Here is a 25,840-nt window from a genome sequence, read left to right as displayed (position 1 = left end):
CTGATGGCACAGTTTTTCATCGGCAGGCCGATCTTCGCTTGGGTCGTGGCGATTTTCATCATGATCGCCGGCGGGCTTGCAATTCCCATGCTTCCGGTGGCGCAATATCCGAATGTCGCGCCGCCGCAGATCTCCATCTACGCCACCTATGCCGGCGCTGCGCCGGAAGATGTTTACCAGAGCGTGACGTCGCCGATCGAACAGGAGCTCAACAGTGTCGATGGCCTGATCTATTTCGAATCCACCTCGAACTCGACCGGCCTGTTGCAGATCACGGCGACCTTCGAACCCGGCACGGATTCCGCCAAGGCATCCATCGATGTCCAGAACGCGGTGCGTCGCGTCGAGGCGCGCCTGCCTCAGGTTGTTCGCCAGCAAGGAGTCCAGGTTCAGGAGGCCGGAAGCAGCTTTCTGATGATGGTCGCGCTGATCTCGACCGACGGCCAATTGGACGCCGTCGGGCTCGGCGATTACATCAACCGCAATGTCCTCGGTGAAATCCAGCGCGTCGATGGCGTTGGCCGCGCCCAGGTCTTCGCCAGCCAGCGGGCGATGCGGATCTGGATCGACCCGGACAAGATGCTTGGGCTGAACCTGTCGTCCGCCGATATCAGCCAAGCGATCTCCTCGCAGAATGCCCAGGTCGCGGCGGGCCGCATCGGCGCGCGTCCGAACCCGATCAACCAGCAGATTGCAGCCACCGTGCTCGTGAAAGGCCAGTTGGCCTCGCCGGAGGAGTTCGGCGCGATCGTGCTGCGCGCCAATCCCGACGGATCATCGGTGCGCCTGCGGGATGTGGCGCGTGTCGAGGTCGGTGCGGAAAGCTATGATTTCTCCACCAAGATCAACGGCAAGCCCGCTGCCGCCATCGGCATCCAGCTGTCGCCGTCCGGCAATGCGATGGAGACGGCGACGGCCGTCCGGGAAAGGATGGAGGAGCTGGCACAGTTTTTCCCGGCAAGCCTGGAATATCAGATCCCCTATGACACATCGCCCTTCGTCGCTGTTTCGATCGAGAAGGTGATTCACACGCTGATCGAGGCGATGGTTCTCGTCTTCGTCGTCATGTTTCTGTTCCTGCAGAACATTCGCTACACGATCATTCCGACTCTGGTCGTCCCGGTGGCCTTGCTTGGCACCTGTGCCGTGATGTTTGCGAGCGGCTTTTCCATCAACGTGCTGACAATGTTCGCCATGGTGCTGGCGATCGGAATTCTCGTCGATGATGCGATCGTGGTCGTTGAGAATGTTGAACGCATCATGGCAGAGGAGGGTCTGCCTCCGAAGGAGGCGACGCGCAAGGCGATGAGCCAGATCTCGGGCGCGATCATCGGGATCACCCTGGTTCTCACCGCAGTCTTCATCCCGATGGCCTTCTTTCCCGGGGCCGTCGGCATCATCTACCAGCAGTTCAGCCTGACAATGGTCGTCTCGATCTTGTTCTCCGGCATGCTGGCTCTGTCCTTGACGCCGGCGCTCTGCGCGACCTTCCTCAAGCCGATCAAGGGACATCACGAGAAGAAAGGCTTCTTCGGGTGGTTCAACCGGAGATTTGACGCCGGAACGCGCAAATATGCCGGTGCCGTGGGGTGGACGATCCGCCGGGCAGGGCGCTTCATGATCATCTATCTGGTTCTCGTGGGCGGCCTGGCCTATCTCTTCCTCAGCCTGCCATCCTCGTTCCTGCCGAACGAAGACCAGGGCTTCCTGATCGTCGATATGCAGGCACCGGCGGAGGCCAGTGCGAACCGCACGGCGTCCGTCACGGACGCCGTGGATGCCATCTTCACCGCGGAACCGGCCGTCGCCGACAGAACCCTCATCAGTGGCTTCAGCTTTTCCGGCTTCGGTGACAATGCCGGGCTTGCCTTCATCACCCTCAAGGATTGGAGCGAGCGCGGAGCGGAGGATTCGGCGCAGTCGCTGGCGCAAAGGATCAACGGGCAATTGTTCCAGATCCGCGATGCCATCGCATTCGCCTTGTCGCCTCCGCCCATCCAGGGCCTCGGCAATGCCGGTGGTTTCAGCTTCCGGCTGCAGGACCGGGCCGGTGCGGGTCAGACAGCCCTGGGGGCGGCAACCGAACAGCTTCTCTCGATTGCTGGCAAGAGCCCTGTTCTGACCGGCATACGTGTGGAAGGCATGCCCAGCGCCGCGCAGCTCATTGTCGATATCGATCGGGAAAAGGCCAATACGTTCGGCGTGACCTTCGAAAGCATCAACTCGACGATCTCGGCCAATCTCGGCTCCGCTTACATCAACGATTTTCCCAATGCCGGGCGCATGCAGCGCGTCACCATTCAGGCCGAGCAGAGCCAGCGGATGACTCCGGAGGACATTCTCGATCTGAACGTGCCGAACGGGCGGGACGGGATGGTCCCGCTGCGGTCCTTCGCAACCGTGCAATGGACGAAGGGTCCGGCCCAGGTTGTCGGCTATAACGGCTATCCCGCCGTTCGCATCAGCGGCAATGCGGCTCCTGGCTATTCGTCCGGCGCCGCCATTGCCGAGATGGAGCAACTCATGCAGCAGCTTCCGGAAGGTTTCGGCTATGAATGGTCCGGCCAGTCACTGCAGGAGATCCAATCGGGTTCGCAGGCTCCCTTCCTGATGGGGCTGACCGTGGTGTTCATCTTCCTGCTGCTTGCGGCCCTTTACGAAAGCTGGTCCATCCCGCTCTCGGTCATGCTGGTTGTGCCTTTGGGGATTATCGGCTCGGTGCTTGCCGTCATGCTGCGCGACATGCCGAACGACGTCTACTTCAAGGTCGGCCTGATCACCATTATCGGACTGTCGGCCAAGAACGCGATCCTGATCGTCGAATTTGCGAAGGACCTGCGGGCCGAGGGCAAGTCGCTTTTGGAGGCAACGCTGGAAGCCTGCCAGCTGCGCTTCCGGCCGATCCTGATGACCTCTTTGGCCTTCACGCTTGGCGTTGTTCCGCTTGCGATCGCAACGGGCGCCAGCGCGGCAAGCCAGAACGCGATTGGCACCGGCGTTCTCGGTGGTATGATTTCGGCAACTGTTCTCGCCATCTTCTTCGTTCCCGTCTTCTTTGTCTTCATCATGAGGATGTTTGATAAGAAGACGGATGTCCCGGCGGCACAGCCGGTCCATCGGACAGAAGCGGATGGGAGCAGGGAATGAGACGCACCAAGGCAGAGGCCGCTGAAACCCGCGCCGCCGTTCTGGCGGCGGCCGAGAAGATGTTCTTCGAAAAGGGGGTTACCAGCTCCCGGCTGGAGGACATCGCTTCGGCCGCCGGCGTGACGCGCGGCGCGGTCTACTGGCACTTTGCCAGCAAGACGGACCTTTTCCTTGAGGTCTACAACGCCGTCCAGCTTCCGCTGATCAGCATGCTGGACCTGGAACAGGCGAAGGAAAAAGGCTGCGATCCCTTGTCGTTCATCGAGTTCGTCGCCCAGGATTGGCTGGAGCTCCTTGCCAGGGACAAGCAGCGGCAGCGCATGCTCACCATTCTTCTCCGAACCAATTTTACAGGCGAGATGGAGCGCGTGCAGGCGGCTTTCGACGCCCTCGACGCTGAGCAGACGCAGACATTGATCGAGATCTTTGGAAAGGCCGAGAGTGCCAATCTGCTCAACCCGCAATGGACCGCCACATCAGCGGCCCTTGGGCTCAAATGGCTGATGAAGGGCGCCTGCTGGGAATGGCTCCTGACGGGACAGAAATACGACCTGGCCGAGGTCGCGGGGCTTGGGGTGAAGACGCTCATCGCCAGCTTCCGAAAAACTCCCCTGCCAGGTTAGACAGGCAGGAAAGCTCAAGCCCCGAGAACCAGTGCGCAACTCTCTGGATCGATCAGCAACAAGGGGGGCGCGCTGATCGTCTATTGGACACGAGAGAACATTGAAATATCGATCACGCCCTGCAAACTTCATGGCGCAATGCTCCAGCGGGGCAAGGATGGAGCCGCGCGGCGAGGGCTCAGGTTGAGAACTCCCAAGTTCTCATCGCCTGACACGTGAATGAGGAGGATGATCGCTTGCCTTGCTAGAGGCTGCCCGAGCCCTCAAAGACGACGTCGGAAACGTCATGACGGATAGCTGGAGACTTCATCGCCTGTCTCAAGATCGTCCGCAGTGACACCCCTTGGATGGATCACCTCGAAAATCACATCGTTCATGGCTGCTTTACACAGACTGTCCGCGGCATTTAGCATGCAAACTGGGATTGGGGCTCTCCATATCGCCCATATGAGGTTTCCAACATGCGTTTCATTATCCATGGCGTGGGTGCAATCGGCGGCACAATTGCCGTCACACTTGCTGCTGCCGGGGAGGAGGTCGTCGGGATTGCCCGCGGCGAGCAGCTGAAGGCGATCCAGGCGAACGGGCTGACATTGCGCACGCCCGCGGGAACCGAGATCCGTCGCTTCGAATGCGTGGAAACGCCGAATGCGATCACGCTTCGCCCCGACGATGTGGTGATGGTCTGTACGAAGACCCAGCATATGGGCGCGGTCATCGAACAACTCTCGGCAGCCGGCCTTCGGGACCAGGCGGTCTTCTGTTTTCAGAACGGGGTCGAGAACGAGCGCAGGGCACTGCGGCATTTCGCGAACGTGCATGGTGTGAGCGTCATGATGCCGACCGACTTTGTCACGCCTGGTGAGGTCGTCGCCTTCGGGTCACCGCACTCGGGATATTTCTACCTTGGTCGATATCCGCATGGGAGCGACAGTGTCGATGAAGCCGTCGCGAAGACGCTCACTGCGGCGGGCCTCCCAGCCTTTGTGTCGCCAGACGTGATGAAGGCCAAATATGGAAAGCTCCTTTTGAACCTCGGGAATATCGTTGAAGCTGCATGCGGGGGCCAGGGCGATACCGCGCCCATTACCGACATTCTCCGTAAAGAGGCGGAAATGGTTTTCACTGCTGCGGGCATCAAGTGGCAGGGTGTCGGTGACTCCGATCCCAACCGCGGGAAGCTGATGAACGTTGCGTCCGTCCCGGGTTTCAGCCGGGCAGGAAGCTCATCGACGCAAAGCCTTGCGCGGTCCACGGGATCCATCGAGACCGATTATCTCAACGGCGAAGTTGTTCTGCTGGGACGGCTGCACGGCATCTCAGCGCCGGCCAATGCCTGGTTCTGTGAACTCGCCGCGCGCATGGTGCGGGAGAAACTGCAGCCAGGGACAATTCCCCTTGATGAGGTCAAGCGGGCGCTGACCCTCGCCTAGAGCACCACTTGGATCAGGTTTCGCCAGTGTGACACTTCACTGTGTCGGCGGCGGGGCGCCTCGCTCGCGATAGGATGGAAGGTCGGGCGCATTGTCGGAGACGGGATGAGCCTCCAGATCTGCGATCAACGATTTCATCTCGCCGATTTCGCGCACTTGCGCTTCGATAATCCCATCCGCCAGCTTCCGGACGCGCGGGTCTCTGATGTGCGCCCGTTCACTTGTCATGATCGCGATCGAGTGATGTGGGATCATCGCCTTCATGTAACTGACGTCGGAGACCGTCTCCTGGCTGCGCACGAGCCAGAGCGATCCGGCGAAGACGACGACACTCGCGGCGACGATGATCGCATTCGCGATCCTGTTCTTGTACATCGACCACATGAAGCCAATCATCACGACCGCCATCACGGCGCCCATCAGGAGTGCCATCCAGGTTCGGGTCTGGCTATAGGTGACGTGATCGAGAACATAGGTGTTCAGGTACATCAGACCGAACATGATCACTGTCGACGTGACAATCATCGCGACAAAGCGGCCATAGGACACGGGGCTCTCCTTGTTACTTTGCAAGCATCCAGATCGCGATGGCGACCATCATCGGACGCTCACTTGGAGATATAAAACCGACGGGCACGTTTTCCATCGACGCCGACAGATGCTCGGATGCCCGCGATCAATATACAGGCATCTGTCAACTTCAGCGGGCGTCCAGTTGTTCCCGACTTGACACGTCCTCGAGAAGGATTTCCTGGTTGGCGCTGAATGCCGGCGTGGAGGCTGCCCGTGCCGGAGAAGCAGGCAAGGCTTTGCCATCCTCGCGCAGGAAGTGCGTGAACTCGCCCGGCGCTAGCAGACTGAGCTTTTTTGAACGGTGCGCCAACACCGGAAGGTGGACGCGTGAACCTGTTTAGGCTGGTCTGCTTCGGGCCGGACGCCGTCACGGCACAGAAGCGCCAAGAGCCGCCTTGCTATGGATGTGGTAGTTGTCTTTGCTTAAATGGAGGGTTTACAATGGGCACGCCGAAACTGTTGTCGGGAGGGAACCCACAAATTCCCAAGGGCGAAGGTGATGGTCCAGTTCAGGCTTATATCCAAGCAATGCCCGGTTGGAAGCATGAAGTAGGAAGACAGCTTGACGCCTTGATCAACGCTGTCGTTCCTCATGTCCAAAAGGCCGTGAAATGGAACACACCCTTCTACGGTGTTCCTGATAACGGTTGGTTCGTGGCCTTCCACTGTTTCGACAAGTACGTCAAAGTGACCTTCTTCAAGGGGGCGTCGCTGTCTCCGCCGCCGCCAGTCGCCTCCAAGCAAGATGAGATACGCTATGTTCATCTTCATGAAGACGAACCCGTCAATGAAACGTTGTTGAGGAATTGGCTTGCTCAAGCAGCCAGTTTGCCAGGTGCTAAGCTGTAGCCTTGATGGCTCGATCTTGCGGCGGACTAACCTTATTCGTCGGCTTTGAGCCGGCGGCCGTCATAAGGCAAAAGCGCCAGAAGCGGCCTTCGAGGCCACGCTTACATGCGGTAGTTTCCTACCGGCTGAGGGAGGCTGCAATGGCGCTGACCAGTCAAATTACCCTCTACGATGATCGATGGCCAAGCTTGTTCGATGCTGAAAAGATCCGCCTGCTGAAGCCGTTTCTACCGAATGTGGTGGAAATAGAGCATGTCGGAAGTACGGCGGTTCCTGGTCTCGCTGCAGAGCCAGAAATCGACCTTGTAGTAGTATCGGATCCTCAAGATGAAGCTCGAGTTGATCAGGAAATGGCTTTGCTTGGATATTCCCGCGTTGACGCGATGCTTTCCTTCATGACCGAGGATGTTCGCTGGTGGGTCAACGGCGACCAGCGGTATTCCCGGTTTTAGGAGTAATCACCAAGGCTAAGTTCGAGCGCATCAATCTCAATATGCATGCCTCTCTTGTGGCGGGGATGAAAATGGAGGTCGTCGGCATGGTCGCTGAAGGCGACCTCGTTGCGATCGGCCGGGATAACGTGGGGAGGCTTGGCAACCCAGCATTAGATTGCTTCAAGCTTCCAACTGGCCGGTCGATGATTTGGGCCTGCAAACCGTGAGCTGACGGTTTAGACCCATTCTTGGTCTCTGACGCGGAACTCAAAGGTCATGTGCTGGTTGAGGGAGGTCTCTTGATAACGGGCGGAGGAACGATGCCATCATGGCTACAGGCGGGGGCTTGGGGTCTTTTGGGCGGATCCGCTCTCATAGTGGGCGCGGCTGTTCCTTTTTTTGCAAGGTTGCCGCAACGGCTGATCGCAGCGGTGATGGCGATCGGCTCTGGCGTCCTCATCTCCGCCGTGGCGTTCGAGCTTATGGACAAGGCCTTCGCCAAAGGCGGGTTTGACTCCACCGCCCTCGGTTTCCTAAGCGGTGCCGCTGCCTATACTTTCGCCAACATCTATCTCTCTAGTCGCGGCGCCAAGCACCGCAAACGCTCTGGCTCTAATCCGCACCAGAAGCAGCAGGACGCTTCAGAAGGTTCGGGCATGGCGATCGCAGTCGGAGCGTTGCTCGATGGCATACCAGAATCGGTTGTGATCGGCGTCAGCCTCCTGGGCGGGTCTGGTGTCAGCCTCGTGACGGTTGCCGCCATCTTCCTGTCCAATGTTCCAGAGGGCCTCGCCAGTGCGGCAGGTATGCGAAAGGCCGGACGGTCGGCCCTGTACATCTTTAGCGTGTGGGGGGTGATAGCAGTTGCCTCAGGTGTTGCCGCCCTGCTGGGTAACGTTGCGCTCGTTGATGCCAGTCCCGATGTTATCGCCGCAACCACAGCCCTCGCAGCGGGTGCCATCCTAGCGATGATTGCCGACACTATGATGCCGGAGGCATTCGAGGAGACGCACGAATATGCTGGCCTAATCACAGTCGTCGGATTTCTTGCCGCTTTCGTGCTCTCCAAGCTCGGTGGGTGAGCACTTACACCCGGCGGCTCCAGACCTGGCTTTACCGTCGACCTTGGCCTCCGCCGAGCGAGGCGGTTGAGCGCGCCCATGACGAGCCGCTCCGACAGGTCAATTGCGTCAGGACTTCTTGATATCAATGATCGTACCATCGCTCTCCAGAAAGCGTGCCGGGACCGAAACAGGGAGCCTGATCAGCATCTCTATGGATTTTACCTCATGATCTTGCCTGCCTCCTCGACCGCCTGGAGGCCTGTTGGTTTCGTTAGCCCGAAAATTGGGCACGAGCTTCTTCCCGTTCCGGTTCGTCTTGCCGATCGGGCGGTTCTCAAACTGCATCTCGCGGTGCGCCAGCGTCGACCACTGCGAAAGCGTCATTGATCCGTTTGCTCAGGAAGATATCGCCGCCTGCCAGGATCACAGCGCCTTCCACCTGGCCTCGGACATAGAGAGCATCCTCCACTTGCTCCGCATGTGCCTCTAGTCGCGCGACGGTCCCACTGTAGGTAACGCCCGCACCCCGGCGCCGACGGCTGCCTTCGCTGTCGCTGCCAGCCAATCCAAATCGGAATCGATGAAGGAACGCCGGCCGGACGCTTCCGCCATCAGGCTTGTGCCTTGTGAATCAGTCTGGACGCCGGTCGCAACCACGCCATTGTTGCCGAAGAACCGGCTCAGATCAGCAAAGATGCCGAAGGCGTCGCCGCAGTCGAGATCGGCATAGGCACTGAGAAATGCGTTGCCACGTTCACCGATTGGCCTGCTGGCGGTGAGCCCAAGGAGACGTGACTGCTCAATGCGGCGCAACGCAAGGAGACTTGCCTCCTCAAATCACCAAGGGCACGCACTCCTCGCAGGCGGAGCGGTTTACAAGAATGCACGGCTGTGCAAATATCGTGGCATCGCATTGCTGGATGACGCGAATGCTCAACGACAAAGTGGATTTCTGCAGACAAATCATCATTCGCGCGGGCGAACTGGTGATGCAGGGCTTTGGGCAAGTCCGAGCTGTGCAGATGAAGGGCCGCCAAGACTATCTAACCGAGTTCGACGGGCGCTGCGAAACGTTCCTGCGCCAAGCCATTTCCGAAGCCTATCCAAACGATGGTTTCTTTGGCGAGGAGGGGGGCGGCAGCGACGCGGCGACACTGTGGGTCGTCGATCCGATCGATGGCACGGCCAACTTTGCCCGCAATATCCCACATTTCTGCATCGCGATCGCCTATGTCGAAAACGGGCGGGCCGAATTCGGCGCGATCTACAATCCGGTGCTGCGTGAACTGCACTTCGCGCAGCGTGGCCACGGTGCAACGCTTAATGAGCAGCCGATTCACATATCCGACGTCACCGCCGCGGAGGCCGCAACGGTGGAGCTTGGGTGGTCTTCACGCATCGAAAAGCACGACTATCTTGGCGTGATGAATGGTTTGCTCGAGTTTGGCTTCAACGTTCGCCGAGCAGGCTCCGGCGCGCTGGGACTGGCTTACGTCGCCGACGGACGCAATGAAGCCTATGTCGAGCGCCACATGAATTCCTGGGATTGCATGGCTGGATTGCTGATGGTCGAAGAGGCAGGCGGGAGGGTCTGCTCATTCGAAGGTCGCGAAAAGATCCTGCGCGGTGGTCCTGTGCTGGCATGCGTTCCCGACCTTGCCGAACCGATCAGCGATATCATGGGCATACCACTTGCCGCGTCTCGGGAGGAGACGCGGTAAGTCACCTTTTGCCGCTTCAGGGCGAGGTGTCATAAATTCGTTGCACAGCTGTGCAATGTTCATTGGTATTGGAGGGACCGATGGAAGGCTACCTGAATATATCGCACGCCCGCGTGCGCTACGGCGACAACGAGATTCTAAAGGGGATCGATCTGTCCGTGCGCAAGGGCGAGTTCGTCGCTCTGCTCGGCTCGTCCGGTTGTGGCAAAACAACGTTGTTGCGAACCGTTGCGGGTTTCAACACACCCACTGAGGGCACAATTTCCATTGGCGGCCGCGACGTTACGCGCCAGCCTCCTGACAAGCGCGGCATGGCGCTGGTGTTTCAGTCCTATGCGCTCTGGCCGCATATGACGGTCGATCAGAATATTGGCTATGGTCTGAAATTGCGTCGCATTGAGCGGGAATCGGCTCGCCAGCGCATCGACGAGATGAAGGCGCTTCTCGGACTGCAGGCGTTGGGCAACCGCAAGCCCGCCGAACTCTCCGGCGGCCAGCGCCAGCGCGTAGCGCTTGGTCGTGCACTTGCCATCAATCCCGACATCCTGCTGCTCGACGAGCCGCTCTCCAACCTCGACGCACGCATCCGCCTGACTGTTCGTCACGAAATCAGTGCATTGCAGCGCCGGCTGGGCATCACCGCCGTGCACGTTACCCACGACCGTGAGGAAGCCATGGTCATGGCCGACCGCATCGTCATCATGAATGGTGGCGAGATCGCTCAGGCCGGCACCCCGCAGGAGGTCTATAGCCAGCCGAATTCGGATTTTGTGGCAGCGTTCATGGGCGCAGAAAACATCGTCGAGATCAACGTCGAGGTTTCTGGCAACAGCATTGGCATCTCCGAAGGCCAAAACAACCGCAAAACCGTGATCAAGCGCGGCGATCAACAGCTTGCGTCGGGGCCGGCGATTGCCCGATTCCGCAGCGAATCGTTGCAGATGACCGCGGCGGACGCTGCGCCTGGCTCAGAGCGGGATGGTCTTGTGCTGACGGGTCAGGTTGCGCAGGTCAGCTATCCCGGCGGGCTCTGGCGCCATATCGTCCATCTTGGCGACACCAGCCTCATTGTGGATTGCGTCACGCGCTTCGAAGAGGGCGCGCCCGTAGAAATCACAGTGCCCGAACCTGCGCTCTACATTTTTCCGCGCCCGTAAGTGCGGGCCGCGGGAGCCGTACTGGCTCCTGCAACGCCCTTTCCATGCCTCGCATACGCTTCAACTGCCTGTAATCACCTCGAAAAGGACTGATGACATGAAACCTCTCGCCTATTCTCTGCTGGCCCTCGGGCTGACAACCTCGCCGCTCATGGCTGAAGATCTGACCGTCATGACGGCTGGTGACCAGAACATGGTCGACTATATCAACGACTACCTGGGTCCACTGTTTGAAAAGCAGAATCCCGGCGTGAAGGTTCGCGCCGTCGGCACGGGCCCCGGCGATGCCGGATCGCAAAAAATCCTAGAGCGCTTTGACGCGCAGGCTGGCGCCAACGTTGCAACCTGGGACGCCGATGTTGCCGTGGTGCACGAAAAGTTCGTTGGCCCTATGGTAGAGAAAGAGTATCTTGCAAAGTACCGCGACCAGATCGAGAGCGGCAAGCTGGTGACGCGCGAGAATGCCAAAATGGCGCTCGGCACGAATGTCGATGGCTATGTGATGCCGATGTTCAACAGCCAGACGGCCCTTGCCTACAATCCGGCGCTGGTTCCAACGCCGCCGAAGAGCTACGAGGAGCTTGTTGCCTGGGCCAAGGCAAACCCCAAGCAGTTCGGCTATAACGGCATCAAGGGCGGCGCCTCCGGCGTCAGCTTCGTCATGGGCTGGATCTACGCTTTTGCCGGTGACGGCGATAAGCTGCAGCAGGGGCCATTCGAGGAAAGTGAAGCCGAAAAGTGGGGACCTGCCTTCGCCAAGCTCAAAGACTTCACCACCAATGCCACGTTGACGCCCGGCAATGCCGGGACGCTGGATATGCTGAGCCGCGGAGAAATCGCAATCGGCCCGGTCTGGGTGGACATGTTCTACAGCTGGAAGGCCACTGGAAAGCTGCCGCCGGATATGAAGCTGGTTCTTCCCGCCCCCGGCATGCCCGGCCAGCCAATGCATTATACCATCCCGGAAAAGGCGCCGCACAAGGAACTGGCTGAAAAGTTCGTCAACCTGGCCACCAGCCCCGAAGTGCAGGCCAAGGGCATTGTTGAGCGCTTCAACTGGTATCCGGGCATCGACGCGCAGCACGTGCAGGCCAAGCTCGACAAGGCAACCTGGGAAAAGCTGTTTACCGATATCAGCCCGGCCGATCTTGCCAAGAACGGCAAGGCCTTCCCAATTGCCCCCTATAACAAAGCGATCCTCGAAGCGTACGAGCGCCAGGTCGGAAACTGATCGAAGACCCGCCGGGCGGCGTGACAATCGCCGCCCGGTACTCTTGCTGCCAGAAATGGCAAAACCTGATCGAAACACGAATTCGGTGAATGCCATGCCGATCCCGCTTCTCGGCCTTTTGCTGGTCATGCCAGCGCTGGTCATCGTGCTGCTTCTTTTCATCGTGCCTCTGGTGAGTTCCATCACCGGGGCTTTTGCGGTGGACGGCCTGTTCGGCTTTGCCAATTTTCGAAAGGCATTCGAACTCTACAGCAGCGATATTGTCTTCACGATTGTGATCGTCAGCCTGTCTGCGGTGTTGATCGGGCTTCTGTCGATCTCAATTGGTGGATACCTGACACTGGGCTCCAACCCACGCGCAGTGGCAATCCTGCGTTGGCTCTACCGCTGGCCACTTTTCGTGCCGTTCATCGTCGTCGGCCAGATCCTAAGAACCTTTCTTGCCAAGAACGGCTTGATGAACAGCATTCTCACGCAGGCTGATATTCTAACACCCATGCAGACAACCAGCTTTCTCGATTGGCGCGGCATTGTGATCGCGTTCGTCTGGAAGCAGACGCCCTTTGTGACCTTGCTGCTGGCTGGCGCGATGGCCTCGCTTGACCGCTCCATGATTGAGTCTGCTCGCAATCTGGGCGCAAGCCGTTTGCGCATCTTGATCGAAATCATCCTGCCGCAGGTGCTTCCCACCTTGCTCGTGGGTCTCATCCTGAGTTTTGTCACGATGATGTCGGTTCTCTCCGTGCCGCTGATGATCAACGCGCAATCACCGACCATGATCACGGCCAGCATGGCTTTCCGCATCAACGCCTATGGAGATTACGGCGTTGCCAATGCGCTCGGTGTCATCTCGCTCTTGACGACCAGCCTTGTGGGATGGGTCTATCTGCGCCAGACGATGAGGGAACATCGATGAAAACGACCATGATTGACCTCAAGTGGATACCCCGCGCGCTCGGCCTCGGGCTCCTTGCCTTCGCCATCTTCGGCCCATTGACCAATCTCGTGCTTTGGGCGGTGGCGGAGAAATGGTATTTCCCCCATGCGCTGCCTCTGCAATACGGCTTTTCCTACTGGGTGAGCGTTTTTTCCCCACGCGGCAATGCCACGACGTCGCTGACCATGAGCGTGATGATTGCCTGCCTTACCGTCATCTTCTCGATTGGTCTTGCCATCCCTGCGGGCTATGCATTGGCGCGGCTAAAACTGCCGTTCCGCGGTGCCATCCTGCTTGTCCTTCTGATCCCGCAGGCATTTCCGAACCTGCCGGTTTATGTAAATATCGCGCGTCTTTTTTATCAGTTGGGGCTGAATGGCACTGTCGTCGGCGTCGTCCTCGTCCATGTCACGCATGGCCTCGTTTATGCGGTGTGGATCGCAACGGCTGCTTTTTCTGCGATCGACCGCGAGCTTGAGGAAGCGGCGCGCTCCATGGGTGCCACGGCGTTCAAGACCTTTTGCGATGTCACGCTGCCGATCGCAGCGCCGGGCCTGCTGGCAAGCGCCATCTTCGTCTTTCTGGAATCGCTCGACGAGTTTACCGGCACCTATTTCGTCGGTGCGCCCGATATTTCCACCTTGCCGCTGCTGCTCTACACCGCAGGCTCGGGTGGAAATTACCAGATTGCCTCGATCACCGCGCTCATCCTGCTGGTTCCGTCCATCGCCTTCATGATCGTCATTGAACGTTTTCTCAAGGCGGATGTGCTTTCTAAGGTGGGCCGCTGATGGGGGATAAAGAAGATACGGAAATCCCAGGCCTGCCACGTTATATCAGCGCGCATGAAGTGGCCGAGCGCGCTGGCGTCTCCCGTTCCGCTGTGTCGCGCACCTTCACCCACGGCGCCAGCGTGTCTGTGGCAACGCGCGCAAAAGTCATGCGCGCCGCTGAGGAACTGGGTTATCAGGTCAACGATCTGGCGCGCGGGCTTCTCGCCAACCGCAGCCAGTTGGTCGGCATGATCGCGTCTGATACCGAAACGCCTTTCCGCTCGTTGCAGATCGCGACGCTCTCGCGTCTGCTCATTGAAAGCGGTCGCGTGCCGGTTCTCATTACCACAGATAGCACTGCGAGCGGGCAGGCGTCTCACGCCAAACTCCTGCGCTATCGGGCCCAGGCCACGGTGGTTCTATCGGGCATGCCATCGCGCGCCTTTATCGAGCTTGCCCAGCGCAACGGTCAGCCGCTCATTGCCATCGGTCGAAATGAAGAAGGTCCTGACCACATCCGCGTCAATAACAAACTGGCCGCCGCCACGGCCGTGCAGGTCTTTGCGGCGCGGGGAATGCAGCGCATTGGCATGGTCACCTCGGCCGTGGGCAGCCCCAACCTCCTCGAGCGCGAGCAGGCCTATGTCGAAGCCGCCCGCGCAGCAGGGCTAGACGTCTTCGTGGAGCGTGCCGAGCGAACGGATTACGAGGGTGGTAGCCTGGCAGCCTCACTGTTGCTCTCTCCCGCACGACGCGTCGAGGGCGTGTTCTGTGTGAACGACCTGATGGCGCTCGGGCTCATGGATTATGCCCGCAACATGCTGGGTTTGCGGATCCCCGAAGATCTCTCGGTCGTAGGTTTCGACGATATTCCGGAAGCTGGCTGGGGCGCATACCGATTGACGACCTTCCAGCAAAGCGTCGAAAGGCAGGCCCGCGAAATCCTGCACATTCTCGATCTGCGGCTGGCCAGTCCCTCCGCTCCGCCTATCGTTACACAGCTCGATGTGCCGCTCATCATGCGCGACACGGTGCGGTCGATGAAGGTGGACCGGACAGTGCCCACCCCGTGAAGGACGAAAGACATCACATCATGAGCGACTGGCATTCCATTTGGCTGCAACCCGCAGACGCCGATCTTGAACACCTCCAGGCAACCGTCAACCGCATTGCCGACCAGCTCGGTACGCCGCGCTTCATGCCGCATCTGACGTTGGTCGAGGACATGCAACGACCAGCGAAATATCTAGCCGGCGTTCTGGACGCGAATTTTGCCGGAGAGATCGCCTTCTCGGCCCCCATCACGATCATCCACGGACTGCCGCAGTTCTTCCGCTCGCTCTATGCGGGCTTCGAACCGGTCGGTCGGCTCAGGCATTTCAAAACCCGTGCGGTCGAGGCTTTCGGTTCCGGTTCTATAGATTCCTTCATGCCGCATATCTCGCTCGCTTATGGCGTGACGGCAGAGCAGCGCGCGAGCATGCTTGCCGCTCTCGAACAGGAATTTTCAGGAAAAATCATTCGCTTTGACACCATCGCCGTCATCAGTTCCGCACAGTCCGTGCCGATTGAGGACTGGAAGATCGTCCACACGCTGAGGCTCGGCTAAAGCAAGTCCAGCAAAAGTGGAGTAGGCGCCGGCGCTCTGCCGCTTGTGTGCTGGAACAGTGACGCCCACACCCGCAAACTCGTTCCGCTCTATGCCACGGGCAGGGGTGCAAATGTTTTCCTTGATGTTGCGAAGAAGGAAGCCGGCCTTGCCGCCTGCCGTGTTCCTGGGGAAAGCCGGCGCTTCTTCGCTTAGTGGGCTGAGATCAAGCTCTCTTTCCGTATATCTGCTGGTTGAGGAGGCAAGCGATCGTCCGCAGTCTGTCCGAAGAGGTCATTGACCGTCGCATAAATCGGCCCCGACACCCTGATTTCTGCGCCCGGGTCTTCCGACAGAAATCCCCTTTGATACCAGGCGCGGTTGGCTTAATTCCGGCCAAGCTAAAACAAGCTCCACGATCCGTCATTCCAAGTCACCTAGATCGCTAGTGTGATCGCTGCCTCCTGAAAAGCAGCTTTTGATCAGACCAGACTGAATCGTGATGGCGCTGTGTGACCAGCACCCAGAAGATTTGGAAAGCATTTAACAAAAATTGACGGATTTCAATGATGCTGATCTGAGCTAATTTAGGGGCCCTTCAATTTCATGTCTCATGTTGCCGTAAAGCGTCCTCTTTGGATGACAATCACCGCTAGTGGTTTTGCAGCCGTCCTCTTCTCTAGCATCGCAATCGGCGGGAGCGCCTGGTACAGCCAGTCGAGCGCAAGCAGCGATGCGCTGCAGCGCGAGGTCGCTGCCGACCTGTCGCTGATTGAGACCGACATGGCCGCCCAGAAGAAGACAGCCTCGGCTGTCGCTCTGGCGCTCGCCGGCGAACCCGACATAGCCGGTCTGATCGAAAGCAGGTCGCGCGACGCGATCATCGCCCGCTATGAATCGGCAATGCCGTCGATCGTCTCGGATGGCGGGCTCCAGCTCATCACCTTTGTTGATGCCAAGGGCATGGCCGTCGGCCGTATCCACACGCCCGACAAGTTCGACGACGATATGAAAGGCCGACGCAAGACTGTCGTGCAAGCACTTGCGACGGGCAAGCTTGTCAGCGGCGTCGAGCCGGGACGCACTGCGGTCAGCATGTTCGCCAGTGCACCGGTTCTGCGCGACGGCACACCGGTGGGTGTCGTTGACGTCGGGACCAGTCTCACGAATGATTATTTCAAGCCGCTTGCAGCGCGGATCGGCGGCAACGTTGCCGTCCACATCCTGATCGACGGAAAATTCGAGAAACAGGCATCGACTTCGGCAGAAAGCTATCTTTCCGCAGATGATCTTAAGGCCGCTTACGACGGAAATCCCGTGCAGGTTGAGATGTCGGTCGGTGATCGACATCTTGTCGTGAAGGCGGTCCCGTTCAACAACTTCTCAGGTAGCCGCATTGGTATCCTGGAAATTGCCTCGGACGTAACCACGATCGTTGACGACAGCCGCTATGCGATGATGCTGATAGTCGTTGGTTCGATCACCATCGCGCTGTTGTCTCTGCTCGGCTTCTATCTCTTCGCAAGATCGCTCGCAGGTGTTCTTGGACGTCTGACCAGTACCATGTCGCGTCTCGCGTCCGGAGACCTGTCAGCCGACGTTGAAGGCGGATCGCGCCCGGATGAGGTCGGCGCCATGGCGCGCGCCGTGGCGGTTTTCAAAGAAAACGGCCTGAAGACCCGCGCGCTCGAGCAAGAGAGCGCCCAGCAGCGGACCGAAGCTGAGGAGCAGCGACGCCGCAGCGCAGAGCAGGAGCGGGAGCGGGCTCAGGCGATGGCTGAGGCGACTGATGGCCTGGCAGGCGGTTTGAAACAACTTGCGGGCGGCAATCTTTCCTTCCAGTTGCAGCAGGCCTTTTCGCCGGAATTTGAAAGCCTTCGCACCGACTTCAACCAAGCTGTCACGCAGCTTCGGGAAACCATGGCCGCGGTATCGGATGCCACCGGCTCGATCGACAGCGGTTCGCGTGAGATCAGCAATAGCGCTGACGATCTCTCGAAGCGCACGGAACAGCAGGCGGCGTCGTTGGAAGAGACGGCTGCAGCCCTTGACCAGATCACCACCAATGTCTCCAATTCCACTAAGCGGGCCGAGGAAGCACGCTCGGTTGCGATCCAGGCCAATGAGAGCGCCCGCCACTCCGGCGACGTCGTCGCAAATGCGGTCAGCGCCATGGGCAAGATTGAGCAGTCTTCCAACCAGATCTCCAGCATCATTGGCGTCATCGACGAGATTGCCTTCCAGACGAACCTGCTGGCATTGAATGCTGGCGTCGAGGCGGCACGGGCCGGCGAAGCGGGCAAAGGCTTTGCTGTCGTCGCGCAAGAAGTCCGTGAGCTTGCCCAGCGCTCCGCGACGGCTGCCAAGGAAATCAAGGGGTTGATCAAGAACTCTTCTGGAGAGGTTGCCAGCGGCGTGAAGCTGGTCAGCGATACCGGCGAGGCATTGAAAACGATCGAGGCCTATATCGTCACGATCAACCAGCACATGGATGCAATTGCCACCTCCGCGCGCGAGCAATCAGTCGGCCTGTCCGAGGTCAATACCGCCGTTAATCAGATGGACCAGGTAACCCAGCAGAACGCGGCCATGGTCGAGGAAGCCAATGCGGCCGGCGCCACGCTTGCTCAGGAAGCCGGCCGCCTGCGAGAACTCATCAGCCAGTTCGACCTAGGTCGGGGATCGACAGGGCACGCTGCACCACGGTTGGTTACGGCTGCAAGCAGCAGCTTCGGGCAGGCGCAATCGCCCGCCAGGGGCATGCTCGGCAAAATCTCCAAGGCTTTCCAGACGCGCGGCTCATCGGCTGTCGCGACGTCCGAAACTTGGGAAGAGTTCTGACGGTGGTACTGCGACGCCGAGCTTCAGCTGAGGCGCAGCTTGCTTCCGCCAATGTGGCTCTTGACGCGGCCGGTACCGTCGGTCGCGGAAGATGATCCAGAAGACGTGCCTTGAGTTCAAAGACTTCTCGCATGCCGCAGGAGAACCGCCACCGCCTTCAACGGCTTTACAGCTTGCGAATACCGGACTTTGGCGAGAGACTGTCAGATTAGGAAGTCGCAGAATTGGCGATCTTTGTATGGCAAGCCTGGTCGAACGATGCGGGCGTGGTTTCAGCCGCCGATGTGCGGAAAGTTCGTCGCTCGCAGACTGAGAAGTGACCGGCAGAAGCCTGTATCAAGGTTGATGCAAGATGTGCGCGGATGATGCCGGGGTTCACGGACGTTTCGATGAGGAGGCGGTCTGTGCGTGATGGCAAACCGTGGCCTTAAGCAAACGACGAGAATGCAGGGAGGCGCCTATGTCGTTGAATGAAGCTTGGAACGAATGGTGGGAGCATTTAGGGCATGTCAGTCGCTGCAATCGGGACCCTGCGCGAACCCGCGAGGCCTTCGAGGCAGGCTATCTCGCCGCATTGGCTATACAGGGCGGCAAACCTGCGCCTTCATCCCCGGCTCAAGCATTCGGCACCGAAGGCGATTTCGGCAGAGATAAGGATGGTCGCCCACGATGAGGGCAAACCGGCAACCAAATACCCACGGAAATTCGGAGTGCATATGCTGGTTCACCCCGCCTAGTCTGGACGAAAGGGTCCTTTTCTCGAAATGAGCTTGTGCTCGTATTAGACACTTGATGCAGATCGATCCAAGAGTGGAATAAGGAGGACGGTCAGGAGACCGCCTTCAGCTGCGCGAGTTGAGAATCACGCTCAAAGTGCCGTCGCTTTCAAGAATCAGAGCTTTGACGCCATCGAGATCATTTCCTCCAGCTGCGCGAACAGCGCTCCTTGCTTCGTCAGCGGTAACACGCTGCCGCCGCATGGCCTCGATGCACAACTCACCATCGTGAATTAGAAGCGTCGGTTCTGCTCGTACAGTTTTGGCAAATTTTTGTGATCTAACGGACCAGAAAGTGACGATGAACTGCAATGAGATAAGCAAAGCCAGCGCAGTTGCGCCTTCGGCTAGTGCCACCGACTCCTGAAGGATGATTGCCGAAAGGGTTGAGCCAAGTGCGACTGTGACCACCAGGTCAAAGGCGTTTAGCTTCGACAGCGTCCGTTTGCCCGAGATGCGCAAGAATATAACGAGGGTTGCGTAAGCCATGGAGCCAACGAGGATGGTGCGGATGATCCCGGACCAGTTCTGGAAGAGCATGCTCTGCCAATCCATTCGCTTCTCCTAACTCACTACCCAGCAACGGTAAGTGGGGCCGAATTGTCGGCGTCGAGTGGTGGAAGAGCCGCCGCATCTGGTGCAGGAGGGTTCTCTTCCAGGCTGTTGATGAGCCGCTTCGTTTCTGCAAATTCTTCCACTTGAGCCTGAATGATCCGATTGGCGAGGTCTCTTACGCGCGGGTCTTTGCTGTCGGCCCCGGTGCTGGTTAGGACCGCTATTGAGTGGTGGGGTATCATCGCTTTCATATAATCAGCATCTGAGACAGTCGCCTGACTGCGCACCAGCCAGGAAAACGTGGAATAAGCCATCAGGGCAGTCGCAATAATCGCAAAGTTCGCGATTTTGCTCTTGTACATGTGCCACATGAAGATGAGCATGAGAAAGGTCATCGTGGCCCCCATAAGGAGCGCCATCCAGATACGGGTCTGGGTGAACGTGATATGCTGGAACGAGTACGTGTTTAGGTACATCAAGCCCAACATCGTGCCGCTGGACGCAGCCACCATCGCCGCATACCGGGTGTATCTCATCTTGAAAACCCTCCCTGTGCTGCAAAAAATCAAACGCGTGATGCGCCGAAAAGTTCGTAGCGATCATAAGTTCGAGCCTCGACCCGCGGCTCAGGCTTACGCACACGCCGGTCGACAGAGATGGCACAGGCGGGACGAAGGTCCGGTCTTAGGACTGAAGTCCCGAGTGAGGAACGCAATCGTCTGCCCGTCATTCCCAGTGTCCACCTTAGAATTTATGTAGCGAAGGTAATAAACATGTCTGATCGTGAGCCCACCGTTATTAACAACAACGGCCGTAGCGGTAGTGCTGGCTGGGCTGTTGCTGTTGTCATCCTTATGGCAGTGATTGCCGTGGGATTCATTCTGTTTGGTGGCAATTTGGGAGCAGGCGGAGATATCGACGTAAACGTGAAGCTGCCGGCTTCCGAGGCCCCCGCACGATAGCCAGAATGCAGGCGGCCCGTGTGCTGATCTTGACGAACACAACGTAACGAATGTCCGTCCTGGGTGAGTGAAATTGGCTCCCAGCAGGCGGAACCGGCAAGAGGTCGTGGCGCGCACCTTCTTGCCGGTTCGAGGCAGGCGGCGGAAGGCTGAGTTTCGTTATTGCACCACCGCCTTCACCAGCCGCTTCAGGGTGAGACCCTGAATGATGATGGTGAAAATCACCACCACATAGGTGGCGGCAAGGATCAGCGACTTTTCTGCGATCTCAGGAATGGAAAGCGCCAGCGCCACAGAGATGCCGCCGCGCAAGCCTCCCCAAGTCAACGTTGCCACGGTGCCCTTGACAAAGGGGGTCCAGCGGGAGAGCGCCAGGAACGGCACTCCGACCGCCGCAAAGCGGGCCAGCAGCACGATCGGGATGGCTGCGAGCGGCAGCCATCCCAACGATGGATCGAGCCGCAGCACAAGGACTTCGAGTCCGATCAGCAGGAAAAGAATGGCGTTCAGGATTTCGTCAACGAGCGTCCAGAAGCCGAAAAGGTAGCGCTGCGTCAGATCGCTCATGGCTCGGTGCGGCCCCCGGTTGCCCACGAAGAGACCAGCAACGACAACGGCGATTGGACCGCTGGTGCCGACCCGTGTGGCGAAGGCATAAAGCGCTGTAACGAGCGCGATCGAGATCAGCACCTCGACCGAATAATTATCAACCTGCCGCATTGCCGCATAAGCAAGATAACCGCCAGCGAGGCCGAGCGCTGCGCCGCCGAGTGCTTCCAGCGCCAGCAAGTTGGCTGCACCGCTGAAACCTGCGGCACTGTGGCCATCACCGACGGCCAGGGTCAGCATCACGGTGAAGAGCACGACGCCCACACCGTCGTTGAAGAGCGACTCGCCGCTCATGTCAGCCTCGAGCGAAATCGGAACTTGAACGGACTTCAGCGTTGCCAGCACCGCGACAGGATCGGTGGGGCTGATCAGTGCCCCGAAAACCAGTGCCCAAACGAACGAAACCGGTGTGCCGAGGAGGCCGCCGAGATACCAAAAGGAGATAGCAATTACGAGTGTGGAAATCGCCACGCCAACAGTTGCCATAGCAGCGACCACGACAGCCCGTCTACGCAGAGCGCTGAAATCGACGTGAAGAGCGCCTGCAAACAGCAGGAAAGCCAACATCCCGTCGAGCACCGAATGTTGGAAATCGATCTGTCGTACGATGCCCGTGACTTCTTCATAGAGGGAGACGTTTTGGAACGCGATTTCGGCCAGGAGAAGCAGGATAGAGGAAACGAGTCCCATGATCAGCACACCTACCGTTTCCGGCAGGCCGACATATCGCTCGTTTAACCAGCTAAAGACGGCGGTCAGTAGAAGAAGGACGGAGAGGAGTTCGAGTGGAGTGAGCATGATATCGTTCCGAAAGCAGGAGGTGGAACATCCGCAGCTGCGAATTAGTTCCTAGTGCGCCGCGCGAAGGAGCAGGTTCCACTCATCGTTGTAGCCGCCGATGGGCACTGGGTCTGCAGCGCAGCTTCGTGAATAGCCTACTCTGCTTCCTTGGACGCAGCCGAGAGTCCGCCTTCTTAAGAATTTGCGCACGGGCCGATAATTTCAGTGACGGCAGTGCGGGGCACTTTCGCCATCGGACCCGCCCGCCGCGGATTCTTTATGAGCCAAAGGTTTAGGGGCCGGTTCAACGGGCTTTAAGTTCCCATCCTATCAAGAGCCACACCTTCACCTCCTTTATACAACCTGACGAACCACCTCGTCGGCGCAGATTGCCACGCTCAGAGCGCAGACAGGCGGGCTGTCGTGGTTAAACTTCCTCTGCTTTCAATGACCGCTTTGACCAACCGCTCGTCTGGCCTTCGCGTTTGATGGCCCCATGGATCAGCCTTCGGAACGTGGGGCATTCCATATGCGATGGCGCCGGGCAATCGGCGATATGCCGCAATGTCTCGCGCAGCGCCGTCAGCTCCGCGATCTGTCGATCGATGTGCTCCCCTTTTCGACGCAGCAGGTCGCGGGGCAGATCCGGCAAGCCATTGCTGCCGAACATGCCGGCGATCTCGTCCAGCGAGAAACCCGCCGATTTCCCCATGGCGATCAACTTGAGTTGCAGCAGCACCTCGGGCGGAAACTGCCGGCGCAGGCCGTGACGCGATACCGAGGCGATGAGCCCCGCCTCCTCGTAATAGCGGAGCGCCGACGGCTTGATCCCTGTGCGCGCGGCGACCTCCCCAATATCCAGGAATTTCATGGTTGACCTCAAGTTGGCTTGAAGTGTCAGCATGCTCTTCAGTTGATCATTCGACAAGAGGAAACGACATTGGACACCATCAATTCACCCCGATTGCTGACAGTTCGAGCCGGCATCACGATCGCCCTGTCGCTAGCCACCGGCCTGGCCTCGCTCGGCACCAGCATTGCCAACATCGCCCTGCCGGATCTCGCCAGGGCCTTTGCCGCACCGCTTCCGCAGGTGCAGGCCGTCACGGTGGCCTATCTCGCCAGCCTGACGGTCTGCGTCCTTGCCGCCGGCCGCCTCGCGGATCGCTTCGGTGCCAAGGCCATGCTCGTGCTGGGTCTGGTGCTGTTTGCTTTGGCCACCGGGCTGTGCGCCGCCGCGCCGACCTTGTCGGTACTGATCGCTGCAAGAACGTTTCAGGGTGCCGGCGCGGCAATTCTTATCACGCTGGCCATGGCGCTGATGCGCCAGACTGCGGGCGAGGGACAGATCGGGCGGGCCATGGGCCTGCTCGGTACGGTCTCGGCCATCGGCACTGCCCTAGGCCCGTCGCTCGGCGGGCTGCTGATCCCCCTGTCGGGCTGGCGGGCGATATTCTGGGTGCAACTGCCGATAGCAGCTCTGGCGCTCGTTCTGGCAGTTTCGTATCTGCCACGTGACGCGTACAGCGCCGATACCAAGGTGCCGAGCCTGTGGTCGGTGATGAATCGCAGCCTCGCCGGCAGTCTCCTTGTGAATGTGCTGGTTGCCGGCATCATGATGACGACGCTGGTGGTGGGCCCCTTCTATCTCGGCCTCGGGCTGGGATTGACGGTGCCGGAGGTCGGCGCGGTGATGGCAATCGGCCCGGTGATTTCGATCGTCAGCGGCGTGCCATCCGGTCGGCTCGTGGAGGCATGGGGCAGCCCCCGCATGCTGGTGATCGGTCTGGCCTTGCTGAGCGTCGGAGCGCTGATGCTGGCTATCGTGCCGGGCGTGATCGGGGTCGCTGGCTATGTGCTGTCGATTCTCGTCCTTACACCGGGCTATCAGCTGTTCCAGGCGGCCAACAACACGTTAGCGCTTTCGGATGTGGGCAAGGACCGGCGTGGCACGGTTTCGGGGCTCTTGGGCCTGTCGCGCAATATCGGACTGATCGCCGGCGCTTCGGCCATGGGCCTCGTCTTTGCCCTTGGCGTCGGCACCACGGATGTGACGCAGGCTTCGGCGTCGGCGATAGCATCGGGGATGCGGCTGACCTTCCTCACTGCCGGTGCGGGGGCCGTGGCTGCCTTTGCCTTGTCGGTTTGGGGGCCCGACAGGCGCAGGGCGTAGGCTGACCGTCGTCAGCGCTGACGGGGACTGCTCGTGGGATGGTGGTCAATTGCCCCAAACCATGGCCCTCACGGCGTTCGAACTACGACCAATGGTCGGTCTCCTTTCAAGGCGGAGGCAAGGACACTCGGGCCAGACGCACCATATTCTGAGTATCCGGGCTGAGCATCTTGTTCGATCTTGCGCAGCTTCTACCCTTCGAGATGCAGACATGGATCGCGGCGGGCGAGCAAAGCCGCTTTATGATAACGAGGATTGGGGATCGCAATGTGCTGGCAGGCGGGTGAGCGACGGTGGATTTCCGTTGTACGTGGCAACCGCCCCTGCGGTAGTGCTGGTTGGTGAACAGCCTTGTGTCATCCGGCAATGCCATGAGGCGATCGTCAACAATCGCCCTGTGGATCTCGGCCGCACGAAACAAACCTGGCATTGGCTTCAGGCGCTGACACGTTTCTCGATATGGAAGCCGGTGTCGATCAGGGTTCCCTGTCCACCGGTGCCGGAGGTGCGGTTGATGATCAGCGACATCGCCTGCTGGCCCATCTCATAGGCGTGAGGGTGCACGGTGGTGATGCCGGGGGTGATTTCGGAGGCGATTTCGTAGTCGCCCCATCCGGCGACCGCGAGACGCTCGGGGATCTTCCAACCGCGCCGGCCGCATTCGAACAGAACCCCGGCAGCGACGATGTCTGTCGGGCAGATGATCGCTTCCAGATCCGGGTCGATCCTGCAAAGTCCGTCAAGCGCCTTGGGACCGGCACCGAAACCATCCGCTTCATCAATCAGGAAGATCCTGTTGCTGCTCAAACCGGCGCCTTCCATGCAGTGCGTGAAGGCGGGGACGCGCTCGGTAAAGCGATGGGACACGGTGCTCTCGTAGCCGACCAAGCCAATCCTGGAATAGCCTTGCGAGATCAGGAGTTGAGTAATGGCGCGGGTCGCATCGGCAGTCGAGTATCCTACACCCATGTCGAAAGGGTCTCGATACACCCACGATTCGACGACAGGAATGCCCGCCTTGCTCAGTAAGATACGCGCGCCTTCTTCGTGTTCATCCCCCACCAGCGCGATGCCGGCGACACGCAGGCCGACGAAAGTGCGTATCGCAGCTGCTTCCTGCTCCATTGTGTCGGCCAGCTTCAGGACGAGCTGATATCCACATTCGGCTACGTGATCCTGCATGCCGCGGACGTAGTTGTAGAAGCTCGAATTCTTGATCGAGGGGATGACTGCGCCGATGACGCGGCTTTGCCCGGATGCCAGGTTGCCGGCGGCGTGATTTGGTACATACCCCAGTTCAGCCGCGATCTGAAGTACGCGTTCACGCGTTTCCTGCTGGACCCGCTGCGGATACCGGAACGTGTTCGACACCGTCATGGGCGAAACGCCGGCGGCTGCTGCGACCGATTGCATGGTGACCGTCTCATCCCGTCGAAGCTTTGTCATGAGGTGTCCTTACCCACGTCCTACTGCGTTATGTCCAGGAAATATGCACTTCTACGGATGGCGGTAAATTGAGCAAAGCTATCCTTGACAGAAGATAGATGGGGAATATTGTAGCGCTACAAAAGAGAAATGGGAACGCATCCTGATGGTCTTCTTCCTCAGATGCAG

At 59.2% G+C, this 25,840-nt stretch carries 24 protein-coding genes; 16 read left to right on the top strand and 8 right to left on the bottom strand.

What is annotated here, in order from left to right:
* Positions 1-3: 3 nt before the first annotated feature.
* The 3 genes from QTJ18_RS07120 to QTJ18_RS07110 all read left to right on the top strand — a co-directional run bounded on the left by QTJ18_RS07120 (position 4) and on the right by QTJ18_RS07110 (position 5,203).
* Complete coding sequence (locus tag QTJ18_RS07120) at positions 4-3,147, top strand: efflux RND transporter permease subunit (protein WP_252754142.1); 3,144 nt, start codon at positions 4-6, stop codon at positions 3,145-3,147.
* Entirely contained in the window at positions 3,144-3,770 is a 627-nt protein-coding gene (locus QTJ18_RS07115) for a TetR family transcriptional regulator (RefSeq protein WP_252754143.1), read from the top strand. Before QTJ18_RS07120 ends, QTJ18_RS07115 begins: the two co-directional genes overlap by 4 nt.
* 461 nt (positions 3,771-4,231) lie before the next feature.
* Complete coding sequence (locus QTJ18_RS07110; protein ID WP_252754144.1) at positions 4,232-5,203, top strand: ketopantoate reductase family protein; 972 nt, start codon at positions 4,232-4,234, stop codon at positions 5,201-5,203.
* Between the two features lie 36 nt (positions 5,204-5,239).
* Here QTJ18_RS07110 and QTJ18_RS07105 read toward each other — a convergent pair whose 3' ends face one another.
* Entirely contained in the window at positions 5,240-5,752 is a 513-nt protein-coding gene (locus tag QTJ18_RS07105) for a DUF305 domain-containing protein (protein ID WP_252754145.1), read from the bottom strand.
* A 465-nt stretch (positions 5,753-6,217) separates the two neighbouring features.
* Between QTJ18_RS07105 and QTJ18_RS07100 the strand changes: the two genes are divergently transcribed.
* From QTJ18_RS07100 to QTJ18_RS07090, 3 genes are all read left to right on the top strand, one after another.
* Positions 6,218-6,625, top strand: a complete 408-nt coding sequence (locus QTJ18_RS07100; protein WP_252754146.1) for a DUF1801 domain-containing protein — start codon at positions 6,218-6,220, stop codon at positions 6,623-6,625.
* A gap of 140 nt (positions 6,626-6,765) precedes the next feature.
* Positions 6,766-7,077 carry a GrpB family protein gene (locus tag QTJ18_RS07095; protein ID WP_252754147.1) on the top strand — a complete coding sequence of 104 codons (312 nt, stop codon included), beginning with the start codon at positions 6,766-6,768 and terminating at the stop codon, positions 7,075-7,077.
* Between the two features lie 302 nt (positions 7,078-7,379).
* Positions 7,380-8,141 carry a ZIP family metal transporter gene (locus QTJ18_RS07090; RefSeq protein ID WP_252754148.1) on the top strand — a complete coding sequence of 254 codons (762 nt, stop codon included), beginning with the start codon at positions 7,380-7,382 and terminating at the stop codon, positions 8,139-8,141.
* Positions 8,142-8,249: 108 nt separating this feature from the next.
* Here the strand turns inward: QTJ18_RS07090 and QTJ18_RS07085 are convergent, their stop codons facing one another.
* Entirely contained in the window at positions 8,250-8,507 is a 258-nt protein-coding gene (locus tag QTJ18_RS07085; protein ID WP_252754149.1) for a hypothetical protein, read from the bottom strand.
* Between the two features lie 102 nt (positions 8,508-8,609).
* A complete protein-coding gene (locus QTJ18_RS07080) occupies positions 8,610-8,936 on the bottom strand; it encodes a hypothetical protein (protein ID WP_252754150.1) in 327 nt (108 codons plus the stop codon).
* Between the two features lie 116 nt (positions 8,937-9,052).
* Here QTJ18_RS07080 and QTJ18_RS07075 point away from each other — a divergent pair, with 116 nt between their 5' ends.
* The 8 genes from QTJ18_RS07075 to QTJ18_RS07040 all read left to right on the top strand — a co-directional run bounded on the left by QTJ18_RS07075 (position 9,053) and on the right by QTJ18_RS07040 (position 18,371).
* Positions 9,053-9,844 carry an inositol monophosphatase family protein gene (locus tag QTJ18_RS07075; RefSeq protein ID WP_252754151.1) on the top strand — a complete coding sequence of 264 codons (792 nt, stop codon included), beginning with the start codon at positions 9,053-9,055 and terminating at the stop codon, positions 9,842-9,844.
* Between the two features lie 80 nt (positions 9,845-9,924).
* Positions 9,925-11,001, top strand: coding sequence for an ABC transporter ATP-binding protein (locus QTJ18_RS07070; RefSeq protein WP_252754152.1), 1,077 nt, complete (start codon positions 9,925-9,927; stop codon positions 10,999-11,001).
* Positions 11,002-11,098: 97 nt separating this feature from the next.
* The gene (locus QTJ18_RS07065) at positions 11,099-12,232 is read left to right on the top strand and encodes an ABC transporter substrate-binding protein (protein WP_252754153.1); all 1,134 of its coding nucleotides are present in this window, start codon (positions 11,099-11,101) and stop codon (positions 12,230-12,232) included.
* Between the two features lie 94 nt (positions 12,233-12,326).
* The gene (locus tag QTJ18_RS07060) at positions 12,327-13,148 is read left to right on the top strand and encodes an ABC transporter permease (RefSeq protein ID WP_252754154.1); all 822 of its coding nucleotides are present in this window, start codon (positions 12,327-12,329) and stop codon (positions 13,146-13,148) included.
* Positions 13,145-13,960: an ABC transporter permease gene (locus QTJ18_RS07055; RefSeq protein WP_252754155.1), complete on the top strand. Its 816-nt coding sequence runs from the start codon at positions 13,145-13,147 to the stop codon at positions 13,958-13,960. The genes QTJ18_RS07060 and QTJ18_RS07055 overlap by 4 nt, the downstream gene beginning before the upstream one ends.
* On the top strand, positions 13,960-15,015 hold the full coding sequence (locus tag QTJ18_RS07050) for a LacI family DNA-binding transcriptional regulator (RefSeq protein WP_252754156.1): 1,056 nt from the start codon (positions 13,960-13,962) through the stop codon (positions 15,013-15,015). Before QTJ18_RS07055 ends, QTJ18_RS07050 begins: the two co-directional genes overlap by 1 nt.
* 20 nt (positions 15,016-15,035) lie before the next feature.
* Positions 15,036-15,551 carry a hypothetical protein gene (locus tag QTJ18_RS07045; protein WP_252754157.1) on the top strand — a complete coding sequence of 172 codons (516 nt, stop codon included), beginning with the start codon at positions 15,036-15,038 and terminating at the stop codon, positions 15,549-15,551.
* Positions 15,552-16,169: 618 nt separating this feature from the next.
* Positions 16,170-18,371, top strand: coding sequence for a methyl-accepting chemotaxis protein (locus QTJ18_RS07040; protein WP_252754158.1), 2,202 nt, complete (start codon positions 16,170-16,172; stop codon positions 18,369-18,371).
* Positions 18,372-19,213: 842 nt separating this feature from the next.
* On the opposite strand, the gene QTJ18_RS07035 is transcribed toward QTJ18_RS07040, so the two are convergent.
* On the bottom strand, positions 19,214-19,702 hold the full coding sequence (locus QTJ18_RS07035) for a DUF421 domain-containing protein (protein ID WP_252754159.1): 489 nt from the start codon (positions 19,700-19,702) through the stop codon (positions 19,214-19,216).
* A 17-nt stretch (positions 19,703-19,719) separates the two neighbouring features.
* A complete protein-coding gene (locus QTJ18_RS07030; protein WP_252754160.1) occupies positions 19,720-20,238 on the bottom strand; it encodes a DUF305 domain-containing protein in 519 nt (172 codons plus the stop codon).
* Positions 20,239-20,475: 237 nt separating this feature from the next.
* Between QTJ18_RS07030 and QTJ18_RS07025 the strand changes: the two genes are divergently transcribed.
* Entirely contained in the window at positions 20,476-20,664 is a 189-nt protein-coding gene (locus QTJ18_RS07025) for a hypothetical protein (protein ID WP_252754161.1), read from the top strand.
* Between the two features lie 159 nt (positions 20,665-20,823).
* Here QTJ18_RS07025 and QTJ18_RS07020 read toward each other — a convergent pair whose 3' ends face one another.
* Both QTJ18_RS07020 and QTJ18_RS07015 read right to left on the bottom strand, forming a co-directional pair.
* Complete coding sequence (locus QTJ18_RS07020) at positions 20,824-22,071, bottom strand: cation:proton antiporter (protein ID WP_252754162.1); 1,248 nt, start codon at positions 22,069-22,071, stop codon at positions 20,824-20,826.
* A 409-nt stretch (positions 22,072-22,480) separates the two neighbouring features.
* Complete coding sequence (locus QTJ18_RS07015) at positions 22,481-22,924, bottom strand: helix-turn-helix domain-containing protein (protein ID WP_252754163.1); 444 nt, start codon at positions 22,922-22,924, stop codon at positions 22,481-22,483.
* 69 nt (positions 22,925-22,993) lie between these two features.
* Here QTJ18_RS07015 and QTJ18_RS07010 point away from each other — a divergent pair, with 69 nt between their 5' ends.
* On the top strand, positions 22,994-24,226 hold the full coding sequence (locus tag QTJ18_RS07010) for an MFS transporter (RefSeq protein ID WP_252754164.1): 1,233 nt from the start codon (positions 22,994-22,996) through the stop codon (positions 24,224-24,226).
* Between the two features lie 435 nt (positions 24,227-24,661).
* On the opposite strand, the gene QTJ18_RS07005 is transcribed toward QTJ18_RS07010, so the two are convergent.
* Positions 24,662-25,672 (bottom strand): LacI family DNA-binding transcriptional regulator, encoded by a 1,011-nt coding sequence (locus QTJ18_RS07005; RefSeq protein WP_252754165.1) that lies wholly within the window; start codon positions 25,670-25,672, stop codon positions 24,662-24,664.
* Between the last annotated feature and the right edge of the window lie 168 nt (positions 25,673-25,840).

The organism is Rhizobium sp. SSA_523 (assembly GCF_030435705.1).
Lineage (GTDB): Bacteria > Pseudomonadota > Alphaproteobacteria > Rhizobiales > Rhizobiaceae > Neorhizobium.
This window is presented reverse-complemented; position numbering and strand designations above follow the sequence as displayed.